Origin of the sequence: Leadbettera azotonutricia ZAS-9 (assembly GCF_000214355.1) — a bacterium.
Taxonomy (GTDB): domain Bacteria; phylum Spirochaetota; class Spirochaetia; order Treponematales; family Breznakiellaceae; genus Leadbettera; species Leadbettera azotonutricia.
In genome coordinates, this window is the sequence record NC_015577.1 from 2,456,687 (window position 1) to 2,476,157 (window position 19,471).

The 19,471-nt window shown below is 50.9% G+C and carries 11 protein-coding genes; 10 read left to right on the forward strand and 1 reads right to left on the reverse strand.

The features are described 5' to 3' along the window. The first annotated feature begins 28 nt into the window (after positions 1-28). The 3 genes from TREAZ_RS10785 to TREAZ_RS10795 are packed head-to-tail and all read left to right on the forward strand — an operon-like array spanning position 29 to position 6,340. On the forward strand, positions 29-2,878 hold the full coding sequence (locus tag TREAZ_RS10785) for a tellurite resistance TerB C-terminal domain-containing protein (protein ID WP_015711893.1): 2,850 nt from the start codon (positions 29-31) through the stop codon (positions 2,876-2,878). Then, entirely contained in the window at positions 2,851-4,161 is a 1,311-nt protein-coding gene (locus TREAZ_RS10790) for an ATP-binding protein (RefSeq protein WP_015711894.1), read from the forward strand. The genes TREAZ_RS10785 and TREAZ_RS10790 overlap by 28 nt, the downstream gene beginning before the upstream one ends. After that, positions 4,142-6,340: a DEAD/DEAH box helicase gene (locus TREAZ_RS10795; protein WP_015711895.1), complete on the forward strand. Its 2,199-nt coding sequence runs from the start codon at positions 4,142-4,144 to the stop codon at positions 6,338-6,340. The genes TREAZ_RS10790 and TREAZ_RS10795 overlap by 20 nt, the downstream gene beginning before the upstream one ends. Here TREAZ_RS10795 and TREAZ_RS10800 read toward each other — a convergent pair. Further along, a complete protein-coding gene (locus tag TREAZ_RS10800; protein ID WP_015711896.1) occupies positions 6,337-7,467 on the reverse strand; it encodes a phosphotransferase enzyme family protein in 1,131 nt (376 codons plus the stop codon). The genes TREAZ_RS10795 and TREAZ_RS10800 overlap by 4 nt on opposite strands. Before the next feature lie 64 nt (positions 7,468-7,531). Here TREAZ_RS10800 and TREAZ_RS10805 point away from each other — a divergent pair, with 64 nt between their 5' ends. The 7 genes from TREAZ_RS10805 to TREAZ_RS10835 are packed head-to-tail and all read left to right on the forward strand — an operon-like array spanning position 7,532 to position 19,430. Beyond that, positions 7,532-8,827: an alpha-L-fucosidase gene (locus tag TREAZ_RS10805; RefSeq protein WP_015711897.1), complete on the forward strand. Its 1,296-nt coding sequence runs from the start codon at positions 7,532-7,534 to the stop codon at positions 8,825-8,827. A gap of 35 nt (positions 8,828-8,862) precedes the next feature. Next, a complete protein-coding gene (locus tag TREAZ_RS10810; protein WP_043923054.1) occupies positions 8,863-10,686 on the forward strand; it encodes an ABC transporter substrate-binding protein in 1,824 nt (607 codons plus the stop codon). Positions 10,687-10,694: 8 nt separating this feature from the next. Continuing rightward, entirely contained in the window at positions 10,695-11,792 is a 1,098-nt protein-coding gene (locus tag TREAZ_RS10815) for an ABC transporter permease (RefSeq protein WP_015711899.1), read from the forward strand. Next, positions 11,792-13,939: a dipeptide/oligopeptide/nickel ABC transporter permease/ATP-binding protein gene (locus tag TREAZ_RS10820; protein ID WP_015711900.1), complete on the forward strand. Its 2,148-nt coding sequence runs from the start codon at positions 11,792-11,794 to the stop codon at positions 13,937-13,939. Before TREAZ_RS10815 ends, TREAZ_RS10820 begins: the two co-directional genes overlap by 1 nt. After that, positions 13,936-14,943 (forward strand): oligopeptide/dipeptide ABC transporter ATP-binding protein, encoded by a 1,008-nt coding sequence (locus TREAZ_RS10825; protein WP_015711901.1) that lies wholly within the window; start codon positions 13,936-13,938, stop codon positions 14,941-14,943. Before TREAZ_RS10820 ends, TREAZ_RS10825 begins: the two co-directional genes overlap by 4 nt. A 36-nt stretch (positions 14,944-14,979) precedes the next feature. Beyond that, positions 14,980-18,537: a DEAD/DEAH box helicase gene (locus tag TREAZ_RS10830; RefSeq protein WP_052297674.1), complete on the forward strand. Its 3,558-nt coding sequence runs from the start codon at positions 14,980-14,982 to the stop codon at positions 18,535-18,537. Next, positions 18,444-19,430 carry an Lhr family helicase gene (locus TREAZ_RS10835; RefSeq protein WP_148257797.1) on the forward strand — a complete coding sequence of 329 codons (987 nt, stop codon included), beginning with the start codon at positions 18,444-18,446 and terminating at the stop codon, positions 19,428-19,430. The genes TREAZ_RS10830 and TREAZ_RS10835 overlap by 94 nt, the downstream gene beginning before the upstream one ends. The last annotated feature ends 41 nt before the right edge of the window (positions 19,431-19,471 follow it).

Below are 19,471 nucleotides of genomic sequence, written 5' to 3' on the forward strand. Positions count from 1 at the left end.
TCAATCATTCTTATAGTATATTCAGGTGATGGCTGGCTTTGCGTCTCTCCTTTCAGAACCGTTTTTCTCTATCCAGTATGATCCGGAAAAGGCATGCTTTGCGCGGAACATCCCCCGTAATGCCGAAGATCTGGGCGGAGGAAAGTTTAGGCGGGATGGAGAATCCTTCAGGCTGCCTGAAGATCATGCCGGGGAATATCAGATTTTTGAAAGCAAGATTATCAATGCCAGGGATGCGGCGGCCCTTGCCAGGAGGGGGTATAACCCGCTGATTAAGACAGGGCCGAGCATGGCTGAACGGGGCGACCGTCTTATGGAATTGGGGATAAATGGCGGCCTCCCGGCGCTGGGCAAAAAAATGCGTCCCGGCGCCAGGGTCGATATCCGGAAACTTCCCCAAGAGGCAGAACTCTGCATCATCTGGCAGGAAAAAATCCCCCAGGCCAAGTGGCTGCCCCTTGAAGGGCTTCCCAATTACAGGTTCTATGACAATAAAATTTACGAAGTTATCCCTGACGACGCCTTATCCCGGCTTTTTCCGCTGCGGCCTGACGGCAGCCGTTCCGCCCTTGTTTTAAAGGATGAGGAGATACCGGCTTTTGCGGATGATTATGCAAAGCTCATCTATGTATTTGCGGAAGAAAAACTCTATAGCTTCCTTTCCCAGAACAATCTTTTTGTGGACGGGGCAAAAATTTCCCTCATTCTTCGCTGTGCCCCTGTAATGGAAAATGGCGTGGGCAGGGCTATGGCTTCTCCTGCATTAAAATATGGGAAAAAGCTCTACTCGCCCCAGGTCTTGTCAAAAAAGTTCCGGCAAAGGTACATGGCACTTGATAACCAGTGGGTAAGGCGGGAAGCCCTGGAAAGCATAGGCATTGGCCCTTTGGGCAGGTACATTTCCGGGGAAGCCCTCTCGCCATTCAAAGTCAAGCCAAAAGAAATCATTCAGAGGGGAAGCGAAAAGACCCAGGGACTTTGGCAGGGTTTTGAATGGGACAAGGATCGCTGGGTCCGGTATGGAAGCGAAAATGAAATATTTTGCAGCCATTTGGAATTCCTCAGAGTCTGGGGCATACAAGGCGGAATAGTTTCGGGGGGCAGGGAAAAAACTGCATCCTACACTGCCGAATGGCTCAGATCCATTGAAGGCGAAACAAGCAAACAAAGAGTGTTACTCATAGTGCCAAAAAGTTTTTGGGATCACTGGCTCAAAAAAGAGCTGCCCCGGCTTTTTTTTGAGCGTCATGACAGCGCGGCAGCAGTATGGGACCCGGCCTTCAGGGGCATAGGGGTTGCCTTTTACAGCGAGATTTCCAAACACAAAAACACCGTACCCTGGGATATTATTGTCCCCATAGGAATGGAAGAAGCCCTTGCAGGGGAAACAGGATTCAGGGACGATCTTTATCAGGCTATTTGCCAAATACCAGCCCGGCTCAGGCTGGGGGTCTTCTTCAGCCCTGCGGAAATTTACAAAGTCAATAATTCAAAAACCCTTAAGGCTTTTTTTGGCATCAGGGGCAATTTAACGGAATTCGAGAAATACTTAATCCGCGAATGCGGCGATTTTCTTTCTGTTCCCCAAGGCTTTGAATATGGGGGCATAAATATTTTAAGGCCTCCAAGTCCCTGGGGTAAGGACCAGAAACTGCCGGATAATTGCTTTGTTATTGGAAGCGGCCGCTTCATTATTGAATCCCGGTTTCAGAATATTCCTTATCACTTTGTTTCGGAAGCATCAGACAAAAAGCTCAGGGATATCATCCTCTGCATGGGGGGCAGAAAACCCGAGGAAGCCATGGCCGAGCTTGGGCAATTCCTGATTAAAGCTCAAAGCAAACAAAAGGAATTAAAAAAATACCTCCCCCAATGGCTGCTGGATTTCGCAGTTATATATAAATGCCCTCTGGCAGATTTAAAAGACTTTTTGGGATTTGAAAATACCCCTCCGATTCTGCGGGATCTTTATCTGCATAAAAAATATATTGAAGAAAACAATATCCTTAAGTTTAAGGATTTTAGCTTTCTCATCCCCCAAAAAATCCTCGTCGGCGCTTTCCGCAGAAGCGATGACGGACATCTCCTTGACGAAGCCATTGAATCGGCTGTCAACACAGCTGACAGAATGCTCCGTTCAAATTATGGAAAGAAACTTTTGGAATTCTTTTATCCCCTTCCGGCAAGAAAAGAAAGCTTCAGGGCCTTTGAAAAAATAGACGGTATGGGGAAAAATGTTTATACAGCTGAATGGATTTCTTTTAGCCATCACAAGCCCCTGAAAGCATTTCTGGGCGCCCTCTCTGTCTGGATTGAACACCGGCTCCGGAAGGAAAAGGATTTTGGGCCCTCTGAAAACACGCCAATGCTTGATCCGCTCTGGGGTTACCTTTCAGGTCTGGGACAGGAACCTAAGGCAGAAGATTCAATTGTACGGATTGAACTGGAATCGGAAAAAATCAAGCGCCTCAGGGAAGAATCGAATGCGGTCATGGAGCTGCTCAAAGTGGAAAATCCCCTGGATTATTCCGAGTATAGGATGGAAAATTTTGAGACCCTCTCTTCCGCAATCCTTCTCGGGGACGAAACAGAGGCTGGGGTTAAAAACAATTTTTCCATGCCTGCTTTTATCGAAACCCTGGGGGAAGCCGACAAGGCATGCCTTGAACTTATATCCGCAGGGGCTTCTCAAAAAGATATTGAAGAGCTTGCCCTGGGTTGGGGTACCATGGCGGAAGTCATTATTGATGGGATAAACGAACACTTTATAGAAGAGAAAGGGGACCTCTTGATTGAGAATACGCTAGACGAAAAGCCGCTTATTCAAGCAGAATACAGGGATGAGGTTTTATGGGCCCTAACATTCCAAAAAGACTGAGCGCCGCCATTCTCAATTCCCTCCAGGGGGGTGTAGTGCCCCGGGTGGGTCTTGAATATGTGGCAGTGGGCCGGAAGCGGGAAATTGAAACCGTCCTCAGGGATCTCGAAAACATCAGCCAGGGGGCGGCTGCCTTCCGTTTTGTTTCAGGATCATACGGTTCGGGCAAAAGCTTTTTCCTTCAGGCTCTGCGGAATTTTGCCCTGGAAAAAGATTTTCTCGCTGCCGACGCCGACCTTTCCCCGGAGAAACGCCTGTCCGGTTCGGGCAACCAGGGTCTCGAAACCTACCGTGAACTCATGGAAAGGCTGAGCACCAAGGTTCGCCCCGAGGGCGGCGCCCTTGAGTCCATGCTGCAAAAATGGATTGCCAGGGTTAAGACCGAGCTAATCAAGGAAGGCCTTGCCCCCTCTGACGAGAATTTCGATTCCCAGGTGGAAATAAAGATATTTGAAACTATTAACGAAATGCAGGATTACGCCCACGGCTACGATTTTGCCGCTGCTGTCTCAACTTATTACCATGCCTATGTCCAGGGGGATGAAGAAAAACGCAATGCCGCCCTGCGCTGGCTGCGGGGCGAATTTGCCACAAAGACCGAAGCAAGGGCTTTTCTCCCGGTGGGGGAAGTCATCACCGACGAAAATTGGTATGAATATATCAGGCTCTTTGCGGCCTTTTGCGCCCGCATTGGGTACAGGGGCTTTCTCATCTTTATTGATGAATGTGTCAATCTCTATAAAATAAGCAACAGGCAATCCAGGGAAAACAACTACGAAAAAGTCCTGGCAATGTTCAACGATGTGATGCAGGGCAAGGCCGCAAATCTGGGTATCTACATGGCGGGCACTCCCCAGTTTATCGAAGACGAACGCAGAGGCCTTGCAAGCTATGCCGCCCTAAAAAGCCGTCTTGCGGAGAGCCGCTTTGCCCGCGAGGGCTATGCCGATTCAGGCAGCCCCGTGATACGCCTTGACCAGCTAAGCAGGGAAGAAATATATGTGCTTCTTGAACGCCTCACGAACATCCATGCACAGCATTACGATTACTCCGTGCATCTTGGGGAAAGGGAGCTGCTTGCTTTTCTTGAACTGGCATTCTCTGTTCCCGGTGCGGAAGAATTTATCACCCCCAGGGAAATCACCAGGGATTTCCTGGGCCTTCTCAATATACTCCACGATGATCCAAACGCGGATTTTGATGTTTTGATTAAACGGGAAAATATAATCCATACCTCGGCAGGGCACGACACGGACAATCTCTATGCAGACTTCGAGCTCTAGGCTGGCCCCGTTTATCAGGGAGTACATCTACGATAAAAAATGGCAGTCTATCAAGGAAATACAGGAAGACGCCATCAAGGTTATTCTGGATACTGATTCCCATGTACTCATTGCGGCAGGGACAGCGGCAGGTAAAACCGAGGCGTGTTTTTTCCCCATACTCACCCTGATTGAAAAAGAAAGCAAATCATACACCGGGGGCATCAATGTCCTCTACATAGGCCCTCTAAAGGCATTGATAAACGATCAATTTGAACGCCTCTCCCCTCTTTTGGAAAGGGCAGAAATCCCTCTTTGGCGATGGCATGGCGATGTAGCCCAGGGGCATAAACACAAGCTTCTTGAAAACCCCGGCGGGATACTGCAAATCACCCCGGAATCCCTGGAAGCTCTGCTTCTGAGGCAGCCTCAAAAAATTAAGCTGCTTTTTAATGACCTGAAATTTGCGATCATTGATGAAGTCCACGCTTTTTTAGGAGAAGACAGGGGTGCCCAGCTCATCTGCCTGCTGGAGCGTATCAAAGGCATATCCGGGTGCGATCCCCGCAGGGTCGGGCTTTCGGCAACCCTGGGAGATTATTCATCTGCCCTTGAATGGCTCAAAGCCGGATCTGACAGGAATACTGTCATTATTTCTGAGGGTATTGACAGTAACACTGCGAAAAAACTGCCAAGAAGAAAAATAAGCCTGGCGGTGGATTTTTACAAAGATTCGCGTTTCTACCCCGCGCTTTATGACCAATGCCAGGGCGATTCTGGAGTTCCTTTCAGGAAGTGCATCATCTTTACAAACAGCCGGGTCGAAGCAGAAGAAACTACCGCGAATCTTAAGGCAATAGCAAGAGAGAGAAACGAAGAGGATCATTACCATGTGCACCATGGCAGTATCGCTGCGAGCCTCAGGGCAGAGGCCGAGCAGAAGCTTAAAGAAAGCGGAGCCCAAACTATTGCGGCTACCGCAACTCTGGAACTGGGAATAGATATAGGCCAGCTTGATCGCATCATTCAAATAGGGGCCCCCATGGGGGTTTCATCATTTGTGCAGCGCCTAGGCCGTTCAGGTAGGAGGAGCGGTGTATCCCAGATGTACTTTAGCTCCCGGGAATACCCGGAAAACGCTTTCAATATCCTGGGGAACATCCCCTGGGAGCTCCTTAAAACTATCGCGGTCATTCAACTCTACCTCGAGGAAAGATGGATCGAAGATTCGCGTCCCAAGCCCCTGCCATTCAGTCTCCTCTGCCACCAGACCTTCAGCGTCCTGGCTTCTCTTGGGGAACACAGCTTTGGGGATCTTTCAAACCAGCTCCTTGCCCTTCCGCCTTTTCGCGGCATTGGCGAAGAAGATTATGCAACCCTCTTGCGGTATCTCATAACAAATGGCTTCATCGATGTTATTGAGGGGGGAAAACTTATCATAGGCCTTGAAGGCGAAAGGATAGTCAACCATTATTCGTTTTATTCTGTCTTCCCGGACGAAGAAGAATTCCGGGTGTGCTTTGGCGGCAGGGAAATAGGAAAAGTGAATTTTATCCCTCCCGAGGGCAGCGGCCTTGTTCTTGCTGGCAAGAGCTGGAAAGTTACCTATGTTAATTTAAAATCCCGGGAAATAAATGTCAGCCCCGGTTCAGGAGAAGTCTCAAAAATATGGCAGGGCGGCCTTGGAAATGTCCACCTCCGCATAGCCCGCCGCATGAAACAGGCTCTTTTGGAAAAAGTACGCTACCCCTATTTATCTGCCTCCGCTGCAGAAAGAATGAATGAAGCCAGGCAATACGCAGAAGCAATGAATATAAGGAATACTGATTTTATTCCCATCAGCGAAGATGATTCAAGCCATAACTTCATACTCCTCCCTTGGCTGGGGAGCCGGGGCATGAGGACTCTCTACCTTGCCTTGCAAAAACAAATATACCGGAAAGATCTGGGAATAACGTTTATTGAACGCAAAAATGAATATGCTTTAAGCATCAGCTCGAAACTTGGTATTGATATGTTTGAAGAAATCTTGCTGGGCATTATTAATACAGTAAAAAATCCTGAAGAAATGCTGGACTCCGCAAGAATCCCCTACACTGATAAATACGATTACCTCCTCCCGCCGGAGCTGCTTTTAAAGCAGTATGCGGCCAATATGCTGGATTTGGAGGAAGCCGGCTTGATAACAGGGCATACTTAGGCTATTGTCAATTCCTTTACTATCCTCTCGGCCTCATCCCATTGATTATCCATGGAATGGATGAGGGCAAGCTGATTGCGGCAGCGGTCAAGGTTATGATCAGGCCTGGCAATATGATAGTAATGGTCGCCCTCAAGGTAGTCGGTGAGGAAGCGGAGTCCCATAATCTGGGTGATGTTCCTGCCTGCTTCGACAAGGAGTTTGAGTTCTTCGGGAATAAGGAAGTCCCGGGCTTCAGAAAGATAGCCTTCAAGAAGCGCCCTGAAATATGCGGTGTCAAATATCACCTTCGAAAGATCCCGTTCGTCTTCTTCGGCCCTGGTAGTAACAGTGCGGACAAGATCCCCCCAGTCAAAGAGGCTTGAGCCGGGCATGACTGTATCAAGATCAATAACGCAGAGGCTGCCGCCCCCTGCATCGTCCAGGAGTATATTATTCATCTTGGTATCGTTGTGGCAAATGCGTTCGGGGATACGGCCTTCCCTCATGGAACGTATGAGAACACCTCCGCGCTTTTCATTCTCAAGAAGAAAGGCAGTTTCCTTTTCGCTGGTTTTAGCCCGCTTATGCTCATCCTTATCAAGGGCTTCGTGAAAGCGGGTATAGCGGGTTTCCATATTGTGGAAATTGGGGATGGCTTCAAAGAGGCGGGGGCCGCCAAGATCCGCAAGCTGTTTCTGAAAAAGGCCGGCACTCTGGCCAAGAAGCTTCGCCTCCTCAGGGGACTCTGCAAGTTCCCGGGCATGGGCATTTTCGATAAAACAATAGCTGCGCCACCAACCGCCATCAGCATCCTTCACCCAGGGCTTTCCGTCCCTTGAGAGTATTACTGTCAAAGCACGGCGACTTCTGTCAGGTATCTCCTGGTCTGAAAGCTTTTTGGCAATATGATTCGCTACCCGCAATATATTATCCATCACTTCATCGGGTTTGGCAAAAACATGATCATTGATGCGCTGGTGGGTATAGCGCACCCTGGCCCCCGCCTGGTTCCATGTTGAAAGAAATGTATCGTTAATATGCCCCTTGCCAAAAGGTTTGAGGTTTTCGAGTTCCCCGTAAATGGCAAATTGTGGGATTATCTCTTCCAGAAGGGATATCTTTCCTCGTTCTGCAGGAATTGCCAATCTGTACTCCTTATATATATAATAGCTGAGATATTAAATTCAGTCAAATATAAGGGAGAAAATCATGGCAAAGCTGCTTTCAAAACCTGAATACGAAGCATCTACTGCAAAGAGCCGGGACAAGAGGATGGCATGGTGGCGCGAAGCGCGCTTCGGCATGTTTGTCCACTTCGGTCTTTACACTGTATTGGGCAGGCATGAATGGGCAATGGCCATCGAAAACTGGCCGGTACAGGAATATGAAAAACTGGCGGATAAATTCCTCCCCAAACCCGGAGCGCCCAAAGAATGGGCCAGGCTTGCAAAAGCCGCGGGCATGAAGTACATGGTGCTGACCACCAGGCACCACGAAGGCTTCTCCCTCTGGGATTCCAAAGCCAATCCCTATAACAGCGTCAACTACGGACCCAAACGGGACATCGTAAAAGAATTCGTAGAAGCCTGTAGGGAGCAGGGCCTCCGTATTGGTTTCTATTCTTCCTGTATGGACTGGCACCATCCCGACGGCGGGGCCGCCGCGTACGATAGCGCGGCAAGAAAACGCTTTAACGATTACATCTATGCGCTTAACGAAGAGCTCCTCACCCAGTATGGGAAAATCGACATACTCTGGTACGATGTGCCCGAGCCCATGAATAACTGGGAAGGCTGGAATTCCCTGGAAATGAACCAGCGGCTGCGGAAATTGCAGCCCGGCCTCATCATCGACAACAGAAGCCGTCTGGACGAGGATTTCGGCACCCCCGAAGAGCATGTGACTGCCGAGAAAGACAGGGATTGGGAAGCCTGCATGACCTTCAATGGTCTTTCATGGGGTTATGTAGACGCTGCTCAGGTTGAGCCATACAGCTACAATGCCCAGCGCATTTTAAGGATGCTTGCGACCTGCGCCCATGGCGGCGGGAACCTTCTCCTAAACATCGGCCCTGCCCCCGACGGCTCGGTTCCCCCGGAGGCAATTGGGCCTCTTGCCACTGTGGGCAAATGGCTTGCCAAATACGGCGAGTGCGCTTATGGCAAAATGAATAAGGTCACCGAGACCTGGGGCTATGGTTCAGGCATCTGTTCTGTCAGCATTAAAGGCAATACTGCATACCTGTGGAACTGGATCTGGTCAAAGAGCGGCGACTTTGTTGTGGGCGGCTTTACGACCAAACTCAAATCGGCAAAAATTTTAGGAACCGGGGCAAGCCTTAAATTCACCCAGGAAAAGTACCGCATCATTTTCAGCGGAGTTCCCAAAGAGCCCCAGGACAAGATTGCGGGGGTCGCGGTCATTGCCCTGGAATTTGAAGGGAAACCCAAGTATGTGCGTTTCGCCGCAAGGCCCCCCCTCAACCAGGGGAAAATTTTTTCATAATTGACACCCTATTAAGCTATCTATAGTATGAAGCCATGAATAAGATGGCATTGATTCTTGGGGCTGTCCTCGCAGCAGCCCTTTTTTCCTGCTCCAAAAGCGATGAAATATCCATTGAAGAAGCTGAAGCAATGGCCGGGGGCGGTGTGGACGAAATGGTCGCAAAAACCACGGCCAAGCCCTATAAGGGCCAGGACTTTGTCTCCGGCAAACTGGGGGGAACCTGGAACAGCGTTATGATCCAGGACCCCAAAAGTTTTAACCTTCTCATTGCCGAGACAGACTCCCAGACCGCAGGCGTTACGGACATGATGCTGGATTACCTCGTTGATTACGACAGGGTCAAACGGGAATGGATACCCCACGGGGCTTCTTTTGAAATTATTGCCGATGAAGCGGCGGACAAACTTGACGTGATCTATACCCTGAGGGATGATCTTTACTGGACCTGGTACAACTCGGACCGCAAAATAAAAGTTACCAGCGACGACATCGTTTTCTGGTATAACGAAATTCGGGGAGATCCGGAGTGCCAGAGTTCAGGGTACTACCAGCAGTTCCTCACCATGGAAGATGGCAGCGATGCCCATATCGAAATAGAAAAAATCGATGATCGCCGCTTTGTGTTCCACTTTCCCCGCATTGTTGCCGAGCCCCTTTTGGCAACCAATATGGATATCGCGCCCAGAATCAATTATGAAGAAGCCAAGAAAAACGGCGGCGCCCAGGGGGTGATGGATATTTTTTCCGTGAACACAGACCCGAAAAATATCCCCTCCTGCGGACAGTGGTATCTGGTCGAATACATACCCGGCCAAAGGCTTGTGTATAAACGCAATCCCAACTATTGGGAAAAGGACAGCAATAACGTTTCCATTCCCTATTACGAAGAAGAAGTAGTGCGCATTATCCCCGACGAAAACACCCGGTTCCTTCTTTTCAAACAGGGAGAGACCGAGAGCTGGGGCCTCCGTCCTGAAGACATGGATGAACTTTTAAACAAGCCCAACCCCGATTATACAGTTTACAATAACGACGGCGCCCTTTCGGCAAGCTTCTGGGCTTTTAACCAGAACCCGGTAAACGCAAAAACGCCCCAGTATTCCTGGTTCGTCCAAAAAGAATTCCGCCAGGCCATGAGCAGCCTCCTGAACCGGGATCGGATTATCAACCAGGTGTACCGGGGGCTGGCGTCCCCCAAGCTCTACTTCTTCCCCGAGACAAACCGCTATTTTGACGAAAAGATAAAGCTCGCGTTTTTGTACGACACGAAAAAAGCAATAGAGCTTTTTTCGTCCATCGGCATCAAACAGGACGAACAGGGGATCATGCGGGACAGGGAAAACAGAGCCATTGAATTCAATCTGACCATCGCCTCGGACAATTCTGTCACTAACGATATTGCTTCGATTATTGCCGATGAACTTTCCAAGGTCGGAATCAAGATAAACATTCGGGTTCTCGATTTTCAGAAACTGGTGGAACAGCTTACCCGGACCTTTGACTGGGAATCCCTTATCATGGGGCTTTCGGGGGACAACACCTTCCCCAGCCAGGGGAGCAACGTATGGGCTTCCGATGGAAATCTCCATTTATGGAACCCCAATCAGGAAAGCCCCGCCACAGAATGGGAGGCCAGGGTAGACTACCTTTATAACGAGGGCGCCTATACAGTAGACGAGGAGAAAGCCAAGGTTATTTGGGATGAATTCCAGACGATTATTCTAGAGCAAAGCCCCCTGATTTATCTGGTGCGGCCCAAAGGTTTTTGGGCGCTGGGGAACCGCTGGGATCACGCCAATGTCTATTATGACAACCTCAGAGGCGCAGAAACTTCCCACATATTTTTGAAGCAGTAAGCAGACAGATGAAAGCATTGCTGCAGAAATTGTCAGGCATCGCAAGGACACTGTTTTCGCCGATACATTCCCTGCGCAGAAGCTTTCCCCTTTTATCCTACATCATCGGGCGTTTTATCATCATGGCCGCGATGCTCTTCCTTCTGGGTTTCGCCGTATTCGGGCTTATGGAACTTGCCCCGGGAGACATTGTAGACCAGATCATGATTCAGCAGCTTTTCAGCGAGAACCAGAGTCGGGGCAGCAGCAGAACCAACGAGACGGTAAACATGGAACAGTACGAAGCCCAAAGGGCCTACCTGGGCCTGGACCAGCCCTTTTATATCCAGTACTTCCGCTGGATTAACCGGGTAGTAGTCTACCACGATCTGGGAGTAAGCCTTATTTCACGGGCGCCTGTTTCGTTCCTGATAGCTTCACGGCTCTTTAACTCCCTACTGCTCAATTTAATATCATTAGTGTTAATCACGGTTTTTTCTTTTATCCTGGGGGTTTACTTTTCTGCCAAAGCAGGAACAAGGACCGATCTGGCAGTGACTTTTTTTGCCCTGGTGCTCCACGCCTTTCCGGGCATACTGTTACTGATATTGTTGCAGCTTTTCGCCTCGGTTACAAATCTTTTCCCCGTAACCGCCTATCCCTCTTTCCCTTTTTCGGAAGCGCCGGGTAAATTTGTATTCTCTTATGCGCACCATGTTTTCCTCCCCCTTTTGGCATCTTTTTTGGGGGGCATTGGGGGTACCCTCAGGATGATACGGGCAACTATGCTGGATCAGCTTGGACAGCCCTATATCACAAGCCTGCGGAGCAGGGGCATTGCGGAATGGAAAGTTTATTTTTTCCATGCCTTCCGAAACACCCTTAACCCCTATATCACCGGAAGTGCCAATCTTCTGGCGGGTCTTTTTTCCGGCTCCTTGATCCTCGAAATTATTTTTGCCTATCCCGGCATAGGGCGGCTTATGTACGAGGCGGTGCTGCAGGAGGACATTAACCTGGTGCTCTCCAACATCATGTTCATTTCGTTTCTGGTGCTCCTGGGCATGGTTCTGGCAGACATACTGCTGGCCCTGGTCGATCCCCGGATACGGTACGGAAAAAACTGATGAAAAAATTCCTTGTGTATGTTAAAAGCCGGCCTCTGGGCTTTATTTCCCTTGTTCTCCTCTGCCTCCTCTACCTCTGCATGATCTTCGCGGAGTTTATCGCGCCTTACCCTGCAGCCACTACCTTCGGGGAAATGAGCTACCATCCGCCCAACGGCCGTTTTTATAACGGCACTTTCCAGGCCCAGGAATTCCGGGTAACCAGCACGGTCGCGTGGAAATATGCCCGCATACGGGACAGCTATGAAAAAGTGCGGTTCCTCGGCAAGGGCACGCCTTACAAGCTCTTGGGCCTTATCCCCATGGAGCGGCACCTTTTTACCACAGCCAGGGGCGCATACCCGATCTTCCTGATGGGCGCCGACAATTTGGGGCGGGATATTTTTTCCCGGATCATACACGGTTCCCGGATTTCACTGACCATTGGCTTTGTGGCTACTGCCATATCCCTTGCCCTTGCTGTGCTCTTCGGCGGGCTTGCGGGCTACTATGGCGGGGCTACCGACTGGTCCATTATGAGGATTTGCGAATTCTTCATGCTCATCCCCGGCCTCTACCTCATACTTTTTCTGCGATCACTCCTTTCGTCCAATATGGATTCAGGCCAGGCTTACATGATGATCACTGTAATACTCTCCCTTGTGGGCTGGCCTGGTTCAGCCCGGACAATACGGGGCATGGTGCATGCCATCAAGCGTGAAGAATTTGTCATGAATTCCCAGCTTGAAATGATACCTTCCACGTTGATCATCACCAGGGACATCATCCCCCAAATTTCAAGCCTCCTCATCGTAAGCATAGCCCTCTCCATTCCCGGATTCATCATGACCGAGACCACCCTCTCTTACCTCGGCCTGGGCATCGTTGATCCCGCAGTAAGCTGGGGCTCCATGATCAAGCGGGATATTTCCACACTGAACAACCTTAAAAATTACCCCTGGCTTTTAAACCCCGTCTGGTTCCTCCTGGGGGTAACACTGGCTTTTAATTTTCTGGGAGACGCCCTTAGGGATTATTACGATCCCTATCATACGGTGTTTTTCAAATTCCCGCCTTTTTTCAGGAAGAAGAAAAATGAGAATCCTCCGGACAGTAAAAGTGTTAACATGAACAGTAATACTGCTAATTATGACAGTATTGCTGCTAATACACCTTTGCTCGAATTGCATGATGTTACTGTTGATTTCTCGGTGCTCCGAGGCAAGGAGCACATCAAGGTACAGGCGGTACGCGGGGTTTCATTCGATTTGGCAAAAGGGGAAATTCTCGGCATAGTAGGCGAAAGCGGCTCAGGAAAAAGCGTTACTACCCAGGCTATACCTGATCTGCTTCCGAAGAACGCTTCCGTACAGGGCTCAATTTTGTACGAGGGGAAAGAACTCACCGGTCTTGCTATAAACGATTTGAGGCTATACCGGGGCAAAAAGATAGGCATGATCTTCCAGGAACCCGGAAGATCCTATGATCCCCTGCAAAATATGGGCAGCGTGTTTTTTGAAACCTTCCATAACAGCGATCCTTATATTACCCGCGATGCTGCAATGGAAAAAGCAGAAGCTCTCTTAAAAGAGACGGGCCTTGACAACAGCAGGGAGCGGCTTTCGAATTTCCCCCATCAGTTCTCGGGAGGCCAGCTCCAGCGCATCGGCATTGCGCTGGCATTGGCTCAGGGCTGCGAACTCCTGGTCGCCGATGAACCTACCACAGCCCTGGATGTAACGATTCAGAAGCAGATAATAGAACTCCTTAGGGCATTGCGCAAAACAAGGCGGATTTCCATTATCTTCATCAGCCATGATATCGATTTGGTAGCGGATATTTCCGACCGTATCCTTGTAATGTACGGCGGCCTTATCATGGAGGCAGGCGGTTCAGGAACAATTTCCGGCGGCGCGGCTTTGCATCCTTATACCAAGGCCCTCCTTGCAGCCTCCCCTTCCTTTGGCAGCCATTATTCAAAGTCAAGGCTGCTTGCAATACCGGGCAGGGTTACCGATCCTTCAAACCCTGAGCCGGGATGCCCTTTTGCCCCCCGTTGCACAAAGGCAAAGCCCGAATGTACCAGCGGCATACCTCCTCTTGCTTTGAAGGAAGAAGGGCATGAAGTTCGCTGTGTCTGCATTGACAACCAGGAGGCTACCTCGTGACCCATCCTGTGATCTCTGTATCAGGTTTACGAAAGCGTTTCAACCTTGAAGCGGGCTTTTTTGCCCATTTTGGGCGTTTTGTGTACGCAGTCAACGATGTGTCTTTCTCTATAGGCAAAAACGAAACCTACGGCCTCGTAGGCGAATCGGGCTGCGGCAAGACTACCACTGCGCGGCTCCTGGTGCGCATGTATGAAGCTGACGAAGGCGCCATCACTTTTATCGGTGATGATGAAAACGCAGTAAATGTGCGCGCTCTTAAAGGCAAACAGCTCAGGTTATACCGCCAGCGTGTAAAATATGTGTTTCAGGACCCTGCAAGATCCCTCAACCCCAGGATGAGGATCTTCGATGTATTGACTTCTGGGCCCCGCTGGACAGTGGGTACCCGTGACAAGAACGCACTATGGGAAGAAGCGGCTGCGATTCTTGAAGAAGTCGGCCTATCGGCAGCTGATCTTGAAAGGCGGCCTGCGGAATTTTCGGGGGGCCAGAGACAGCGTATTTCCATCGCCCGTGGCCTCCTCATGCGGCCGGATCTCCTCATTTGCGACGAAGTGGTTTCTGCCCTGGATGTTTCCATACAGGGGCAGATACTCAATCTTTTGCTGGACATACGCAGCAAGCGGGATCTTTCCTTCCTTTTCATAGCTCACGATCTAAAAGTAGCCTGCTATTTCTGCGACCGCATCGGCGTCATGTACCGGGGCGAACTTATGGAAGAAGCCCCTGCAGCAGAGCTCTACCGCTCGGGGATTCACCCCTACACGGAGCTGCTTTTTTCGTCGGTGGCCGCCGGAAAAGACGGCCCGGTTCAGGGTCCTACTGTCCCTTCGCCGGAGAAGCCAAAAGCCGTTACCGGCGAAGTGATTCCCCTTACCAAAGAAGCGCAGGGCTGTGCTTTTGCTTCACGGTGTTCCAGGGCGGACGCCATGTGTTTTAATGAACACCCTGAACTTAAAGAAATAAGCCCTTCTCATCTGTGCCGCTGTTTTAAAGTTTGATACAGGGAACTTCCACTGCGGGCCCAAGGAGTAATAATGCTGCCCTTCCACCCTCTAATCAACTCCTGGTTCACTGATACCTATGGCAAGCCCACAGCGGTGCAGACCGAGGCGTGGCCCCTCATTGCAAGTGGCGAACATGTGCTTGCTCTTGCGCCCACAGGGAGCGGGAAAACCCTCACCGGGTTCCTGGCGGCTATCTCCCGTTTTGCAGAAGGCATATACCCCGCAGATAAACTGTCAGTCCTTTATGTGTCGCCCCTCAAGGCTCTGAACGAGGATATACGGCGCAATCTTACCGAGCCCCTTGAGGGGATTAAGACGTATTTTGAAAAAGCAGGGGAGACTTTCCCTGCGGTCAGGGTCGAGACCCGTTCGGGCGATACTCCCCAATCCGAGAGGCGGCGTTTTCTTTTGCGGCCTCCTTCAATCCTGGCCCTCACGCCTGAAAGCCTGGGTATCCTCCTCCTCAATCCGAAGGGCAGAAATATACTTTCCAATGTCCGCTATGTAATCCTCGACGAGATACATACAGCCATAGGGACCAAGCGGGGCTGTTTCCTCTCATGCCAGATCGACAGGCTTGCCATGAGCGCCGGAGAATTCCAGAGGGTGGGGCTTTCGGCAACGGTTAAGCCTCCCGAAGTAGCAGCGGCATTTGCTGGCGGCCTTAAGGCAGTGAAACCGGGGCGCTATGAGCCGAGGAAAGTTCACATTGTTGCCCCCAAAACAGACAAGCGAATTGATTTCTCGGTCATCTTCCCTGACGAACCCGAGGTCATTGATGAAACCAAAGCCCAGCGTTACGGAAGGCGCTATACCGCGTTGATTCATTTTCTTATACAAAGGATACGCACACACCGTTCCGACAAGGGAGCTTTTTGCAACGAAGTTTCCCGCGCAGTATTGGTGTTTACCGATTCCAGGCGGAGGGCGGAGCGGATAAGCTTTTTGATAAACCAGGATGCGGGAGAAACCCTGGCTTTTACCCATCATGGGAGCCTTTCAAAGGAAGTACGCAGGGCGGTTGAAAAGGGGCTTACAGAAGGGACTATTCCCTGCGTTGTTGCCACAGGCTCCCTGGAGTTGGGCATAGATATAGGAAATGTGGATGAGGTGATTTTGGCAGGCAGCCCGGGCGCGTCATCCACTGCATTGCAGCGCATTGGAAGGTCCGGTCACGGTGTGGGTATGACCAGCAAGGGCTGCCTCATTCCCTTTCATGGGTTGGATCTGCTCCAGGCAGCCGCGATTAGCGGGGCTGTAGAGGAGCGGGAACTTGAAGATACCAAAAGCATTGAAAACCCCCTGGATCTTCTGGCCCAGATCATACTTTCTTTATGCACTGAAAAAGACTGGAACGAGGATGAATTGTACGATCTCCTCCGTGGTTTTTATGTGTACCGCAGCCTTTCCCGATCCAGCTATGACAGTGTAGTAAAAATGCTTACCGGGGCTTATGAGGAAACCCGTTTAAGGGAATTGAAGCGGCGTATCTTCCGTGATGATGAAACCGGAATGCTTGCTGCTGCCCCAGGCGCCCTGCTCCTGCTCTACTCTTCCGGCGGTGTTATTGCAAGCAGGGGCTATTATTCATTAAGGCTTGCCCCAGGGACTGAAGGGGCCGGCACGAAAATCGGCGAACTGGATGAGGAATTTGTCTGGGAACGGCGGCTGGGCGATGTATTTGACTTCGGCAATTCGTCCTGGAAGATAACCGCCATTGGAGCGGAAGCAGTCGAAGCCGTTCCCCTGCCCCACGGCGCCGATTATGCCCCCTTCTGGAAAGCCGATTCAGTCTACCGCAGTCCTGTGCTGGCTCGGCGTTCTATGGAAATTCTTGAACAGCGCAATTCCGGGCCTTTAGAGGATATTTCAGGCTTTTCCCGGGAAGCCATGGACGGGCTTGATAATTTCCTTGCCAGCCAAAAATCCTTCCAGGGGAAGATCCCGCTGCCGGGGCCCAATTTCTTCCCCATAGAAATCATTGATGATCCTACAGGAAGGGGTGATGCCTATTCCGTTATCCTCCATACCTTCAGGGGCGGGGCAATCAACTATCCCCTCTCCATGGCATTGGCCAGGGAACTGGAAGCCGAATTCACGGTAAGGGTAGAAGCCGTGCCTGACGACAACGCCATACTCTTAAGGCTGCCCAGATCCATAGGGGGCGATCCCGGAGCTATCACTGCAGAAGCCTTGAAGCGGCTCTGCCGGGGCGAGGCAGGCGAAAAACGTTTTATGGAACGCCTTGAGTCCTCCGGTGTTTTCGGCGCGGCATTCAGGGAAGCAGCTGAACGTTCTCTCCTCCTCCCCCGCTCCCCATTCGGAAAACGCATACCCCTCTGGGTAATACGGCAAAGATCCAAGCGCCTCTTTGACGCGGTTTCCTCTTACCGGGATTTTCCCGCTGCCGCTGAAGCCTGGCGGGTCTGCCTTAACGAACAATTTGATATGAATGGTTTTAGATCCTTTCTCGAAGACATAAAGACTAATACTATTACTGTTGATTGTTTCAGGACCCGCCAGCCAAGCCCCTTTTCCCGGGAGCTTGCCTGGGCAGAGACCAATACCCTCATGTACGAATATGATGAACGGCCCGATCTTATGGGGCCACCGTCAGGGAATAAAAACGCTGCCGGACCCTCCCTTTCGGATCAGGTTATTACAGAAGCCATGGGAAACGCGTCTCTGCGCCCTCCCCTCGCCTCTGGTATAGTCAAGAACTTTTCGGCCAGGCTGAAACGCGAACTGCCCGGCTGGGCTCCCGATGATGCCCTCACCCTCTGCGAATGGGTTAAAGAGCGGGTGGCGATTCCCTCAAATAATAACAACGAAGAATGGGAAGCGTTGCTGGGCTTGATTCCCCCTGAATTGAAAGAAGAATGGAAAAATGATCCTACCCTTGGAGGGCGCCTTGTTTTAAAAAAGAAGGCGGACATTTCCCTTATAGTCCATCGTGAATGGGAAAAACGCCTGGAGAAAAACCCATTCCCGGGGCTTGGGCAGTGGCTTCGCTATGAAGGCCCTCTGCCCCTAGCACGAATCAGCGAAGTTTTCGGCCTCTCCCAAAAAAAAGCAGAAGAAGCGGCGCTGGCACTGGAAGAGGCCGGAGAGCTTGCGCAGGGTGTTACTGTCATTGGGGAAACCACAGCCCCCTCCTGCTTTGCCGGTTCTGCCTTGATCTGCGACAGGGAAAACCTCGAACTTCTTCTGCGTTTATCACGAAGGAAGCGGCGGCCTGAAATAAAGGAAAGGGCAGCCCCCCTGCTTGTGCCTTTCCTTGCCCTGCGGCAGGGACTGCTGTCACATTCAGAAAAAACACCACCCTGGGAGAAACTTTCAGGATTTATTCTGGCTGCCAAATTATGGGAAACTGAAATCTTCCCTGCACGGGCAAAAACATACCGGGGTGAAATACTGGATCAGGAAATCAGGGACGGGAGGCTTTGTGGTACGGAGGAGGCAAAGAAAAAGTCGGTTTCTGCGAACCCCGGGATTTGGATCTTGCGCAAATTAACACTAATACTGATGATTTCGCAGAAATACTGCCCAGGGATTTTTTCAATATTCCCCGAAGTTTCTGGGAAATAAAGAATGCCTCCGGCCTCAACATGGAGGCTTGCGCCGAAGCCCTTTGGAAATCGGTGTGGAAAGGCTGCCTCTCCTCTGATTCATGGGAACCCCTGCGCAGGGCTTTAGCCCAGGGTTTTGCTTCAGCCCAAACCGGGGAAGAAGCCCCTGCTTTGGAAACTTATCCCCGGGGCATGCGCCGTATTCCCAGGGCGCTGAGGGAAAGGTGGCGTTCAGGGCCGCCGGTACTGGGAAGCTGGTTTTCCCTTGCAGAAGACGAGGGCCCCTCCCCCGAAGAATTTGATCCCCTTGAAGAAGATGAGCTTAACAAGGACAGGGTGAGGATACTCCTGGGCCGCTGGGGCGTGCTTTCGAGGCCCCTCCTTGAAAGGGAAGCGCCCTGTTTCTCCTGGTCCCGCCTTCTTCCCAGCATACGGCGCATGGAGCTTGCGGGGGAGCTTACAGCAGGCCGCTTTTTTGCAGGCATCAATTCGCTGCAATTCGCTTCCCCTGCAATTGGGCAGGAACTGGAAAAAGCCGAAACCTTAAAGGATATCTATTGGATGAACGCCGCAGATCCTGCAAGCCCCGCAGGCCTGGCGGTTTCCGGGATCGAAGCCGGCGGGAACCTTCCCTCACGCATAGCATCCTCAAGGCTCTGCTACAGGGGTTCGGAGCTTTTGGCAGTATCAAACCGGGGGGGCAAGGATATCAAAATATGTATACCCCCCGATGATCCCAGTCTGCCAGAAGTCTTGGAATTCGCCAGGATCTCCAGAACCAGGGCTATAAGCCCTGAAACCAAGATTATCATTGAAAAAATCAATGGAAAAAACGCGGCTTCCGGCGATTATGGGGCTTTGCTAAAAGAAATGGGCTTCGTTTCCGACCGGGGGCGCCTCATTCTCTGGTAAAGGGTCCGGCTAAAATGCCGATAATTTAGAAAAGCCGGGGG

Excerpts from the sequence above, each read along its gene's own strand:
- TREAZ_RS10785 (WP_015711893.1), top strand. The coding sequence starts at position 29 with ATGGCTGGCTTTGCGTCTCTCCTTTCAGAACCGTTTTTCTCTATCCAG.
- TREAZ_RS10790 (WP_015711894.1), top strand. The coding sequence starts at position 2,851 with ATGGGCCCTAACATTCCAAAAAGACTGAGCGCCGCCATTCTCAATTCC.
- TREAZ_RS10795 (WP_015711895.1), top strand. The coding sequence starts at position 4,142 with ATGCAGACTTCGAGCTCTAGGCTGGCCCCGTTTATCAGGGAGTACATC.
- TREAZ_RS10805 (WP_015711897.1), top strand. The coding sequence starts at position 7,532 with ATGGCAAAGCTGCTTTCAAAACCTGAATACGAAGCATCTACTGCAAAG.
- TREAZ_RS10810 (WP_043923054.1), top strand. The coding sequence starts at position 8,863 with ATGAATAAGATGGCATTGATTCTTGGGGCTGTCCTCGCAGCAGCCCTT.
- TREAZ_RS10815 (WP_015711899.1), top strand. The coding sequence starts at position 10,695 with ATGAAAGCATTGCTGCAGAAATTGTCAGGCATCGCAAGGACACTGTTT.
- TREAZ_RS10820 (WP_015711900.1), top strand. The coding sequence starts at position 11,792 with ATGAAAAAATTCCTTGTGTATGTTAAAAGCCGGCCTCTGGGCTTTATT.
- TREAZ_RS10830 (WP_052297674.1), top strand. The coding sequence starts at position 14,980 with ATGCTGCCCTTCCACCCTCTAATCAACTCCTGGTTCACTGATACCTAT.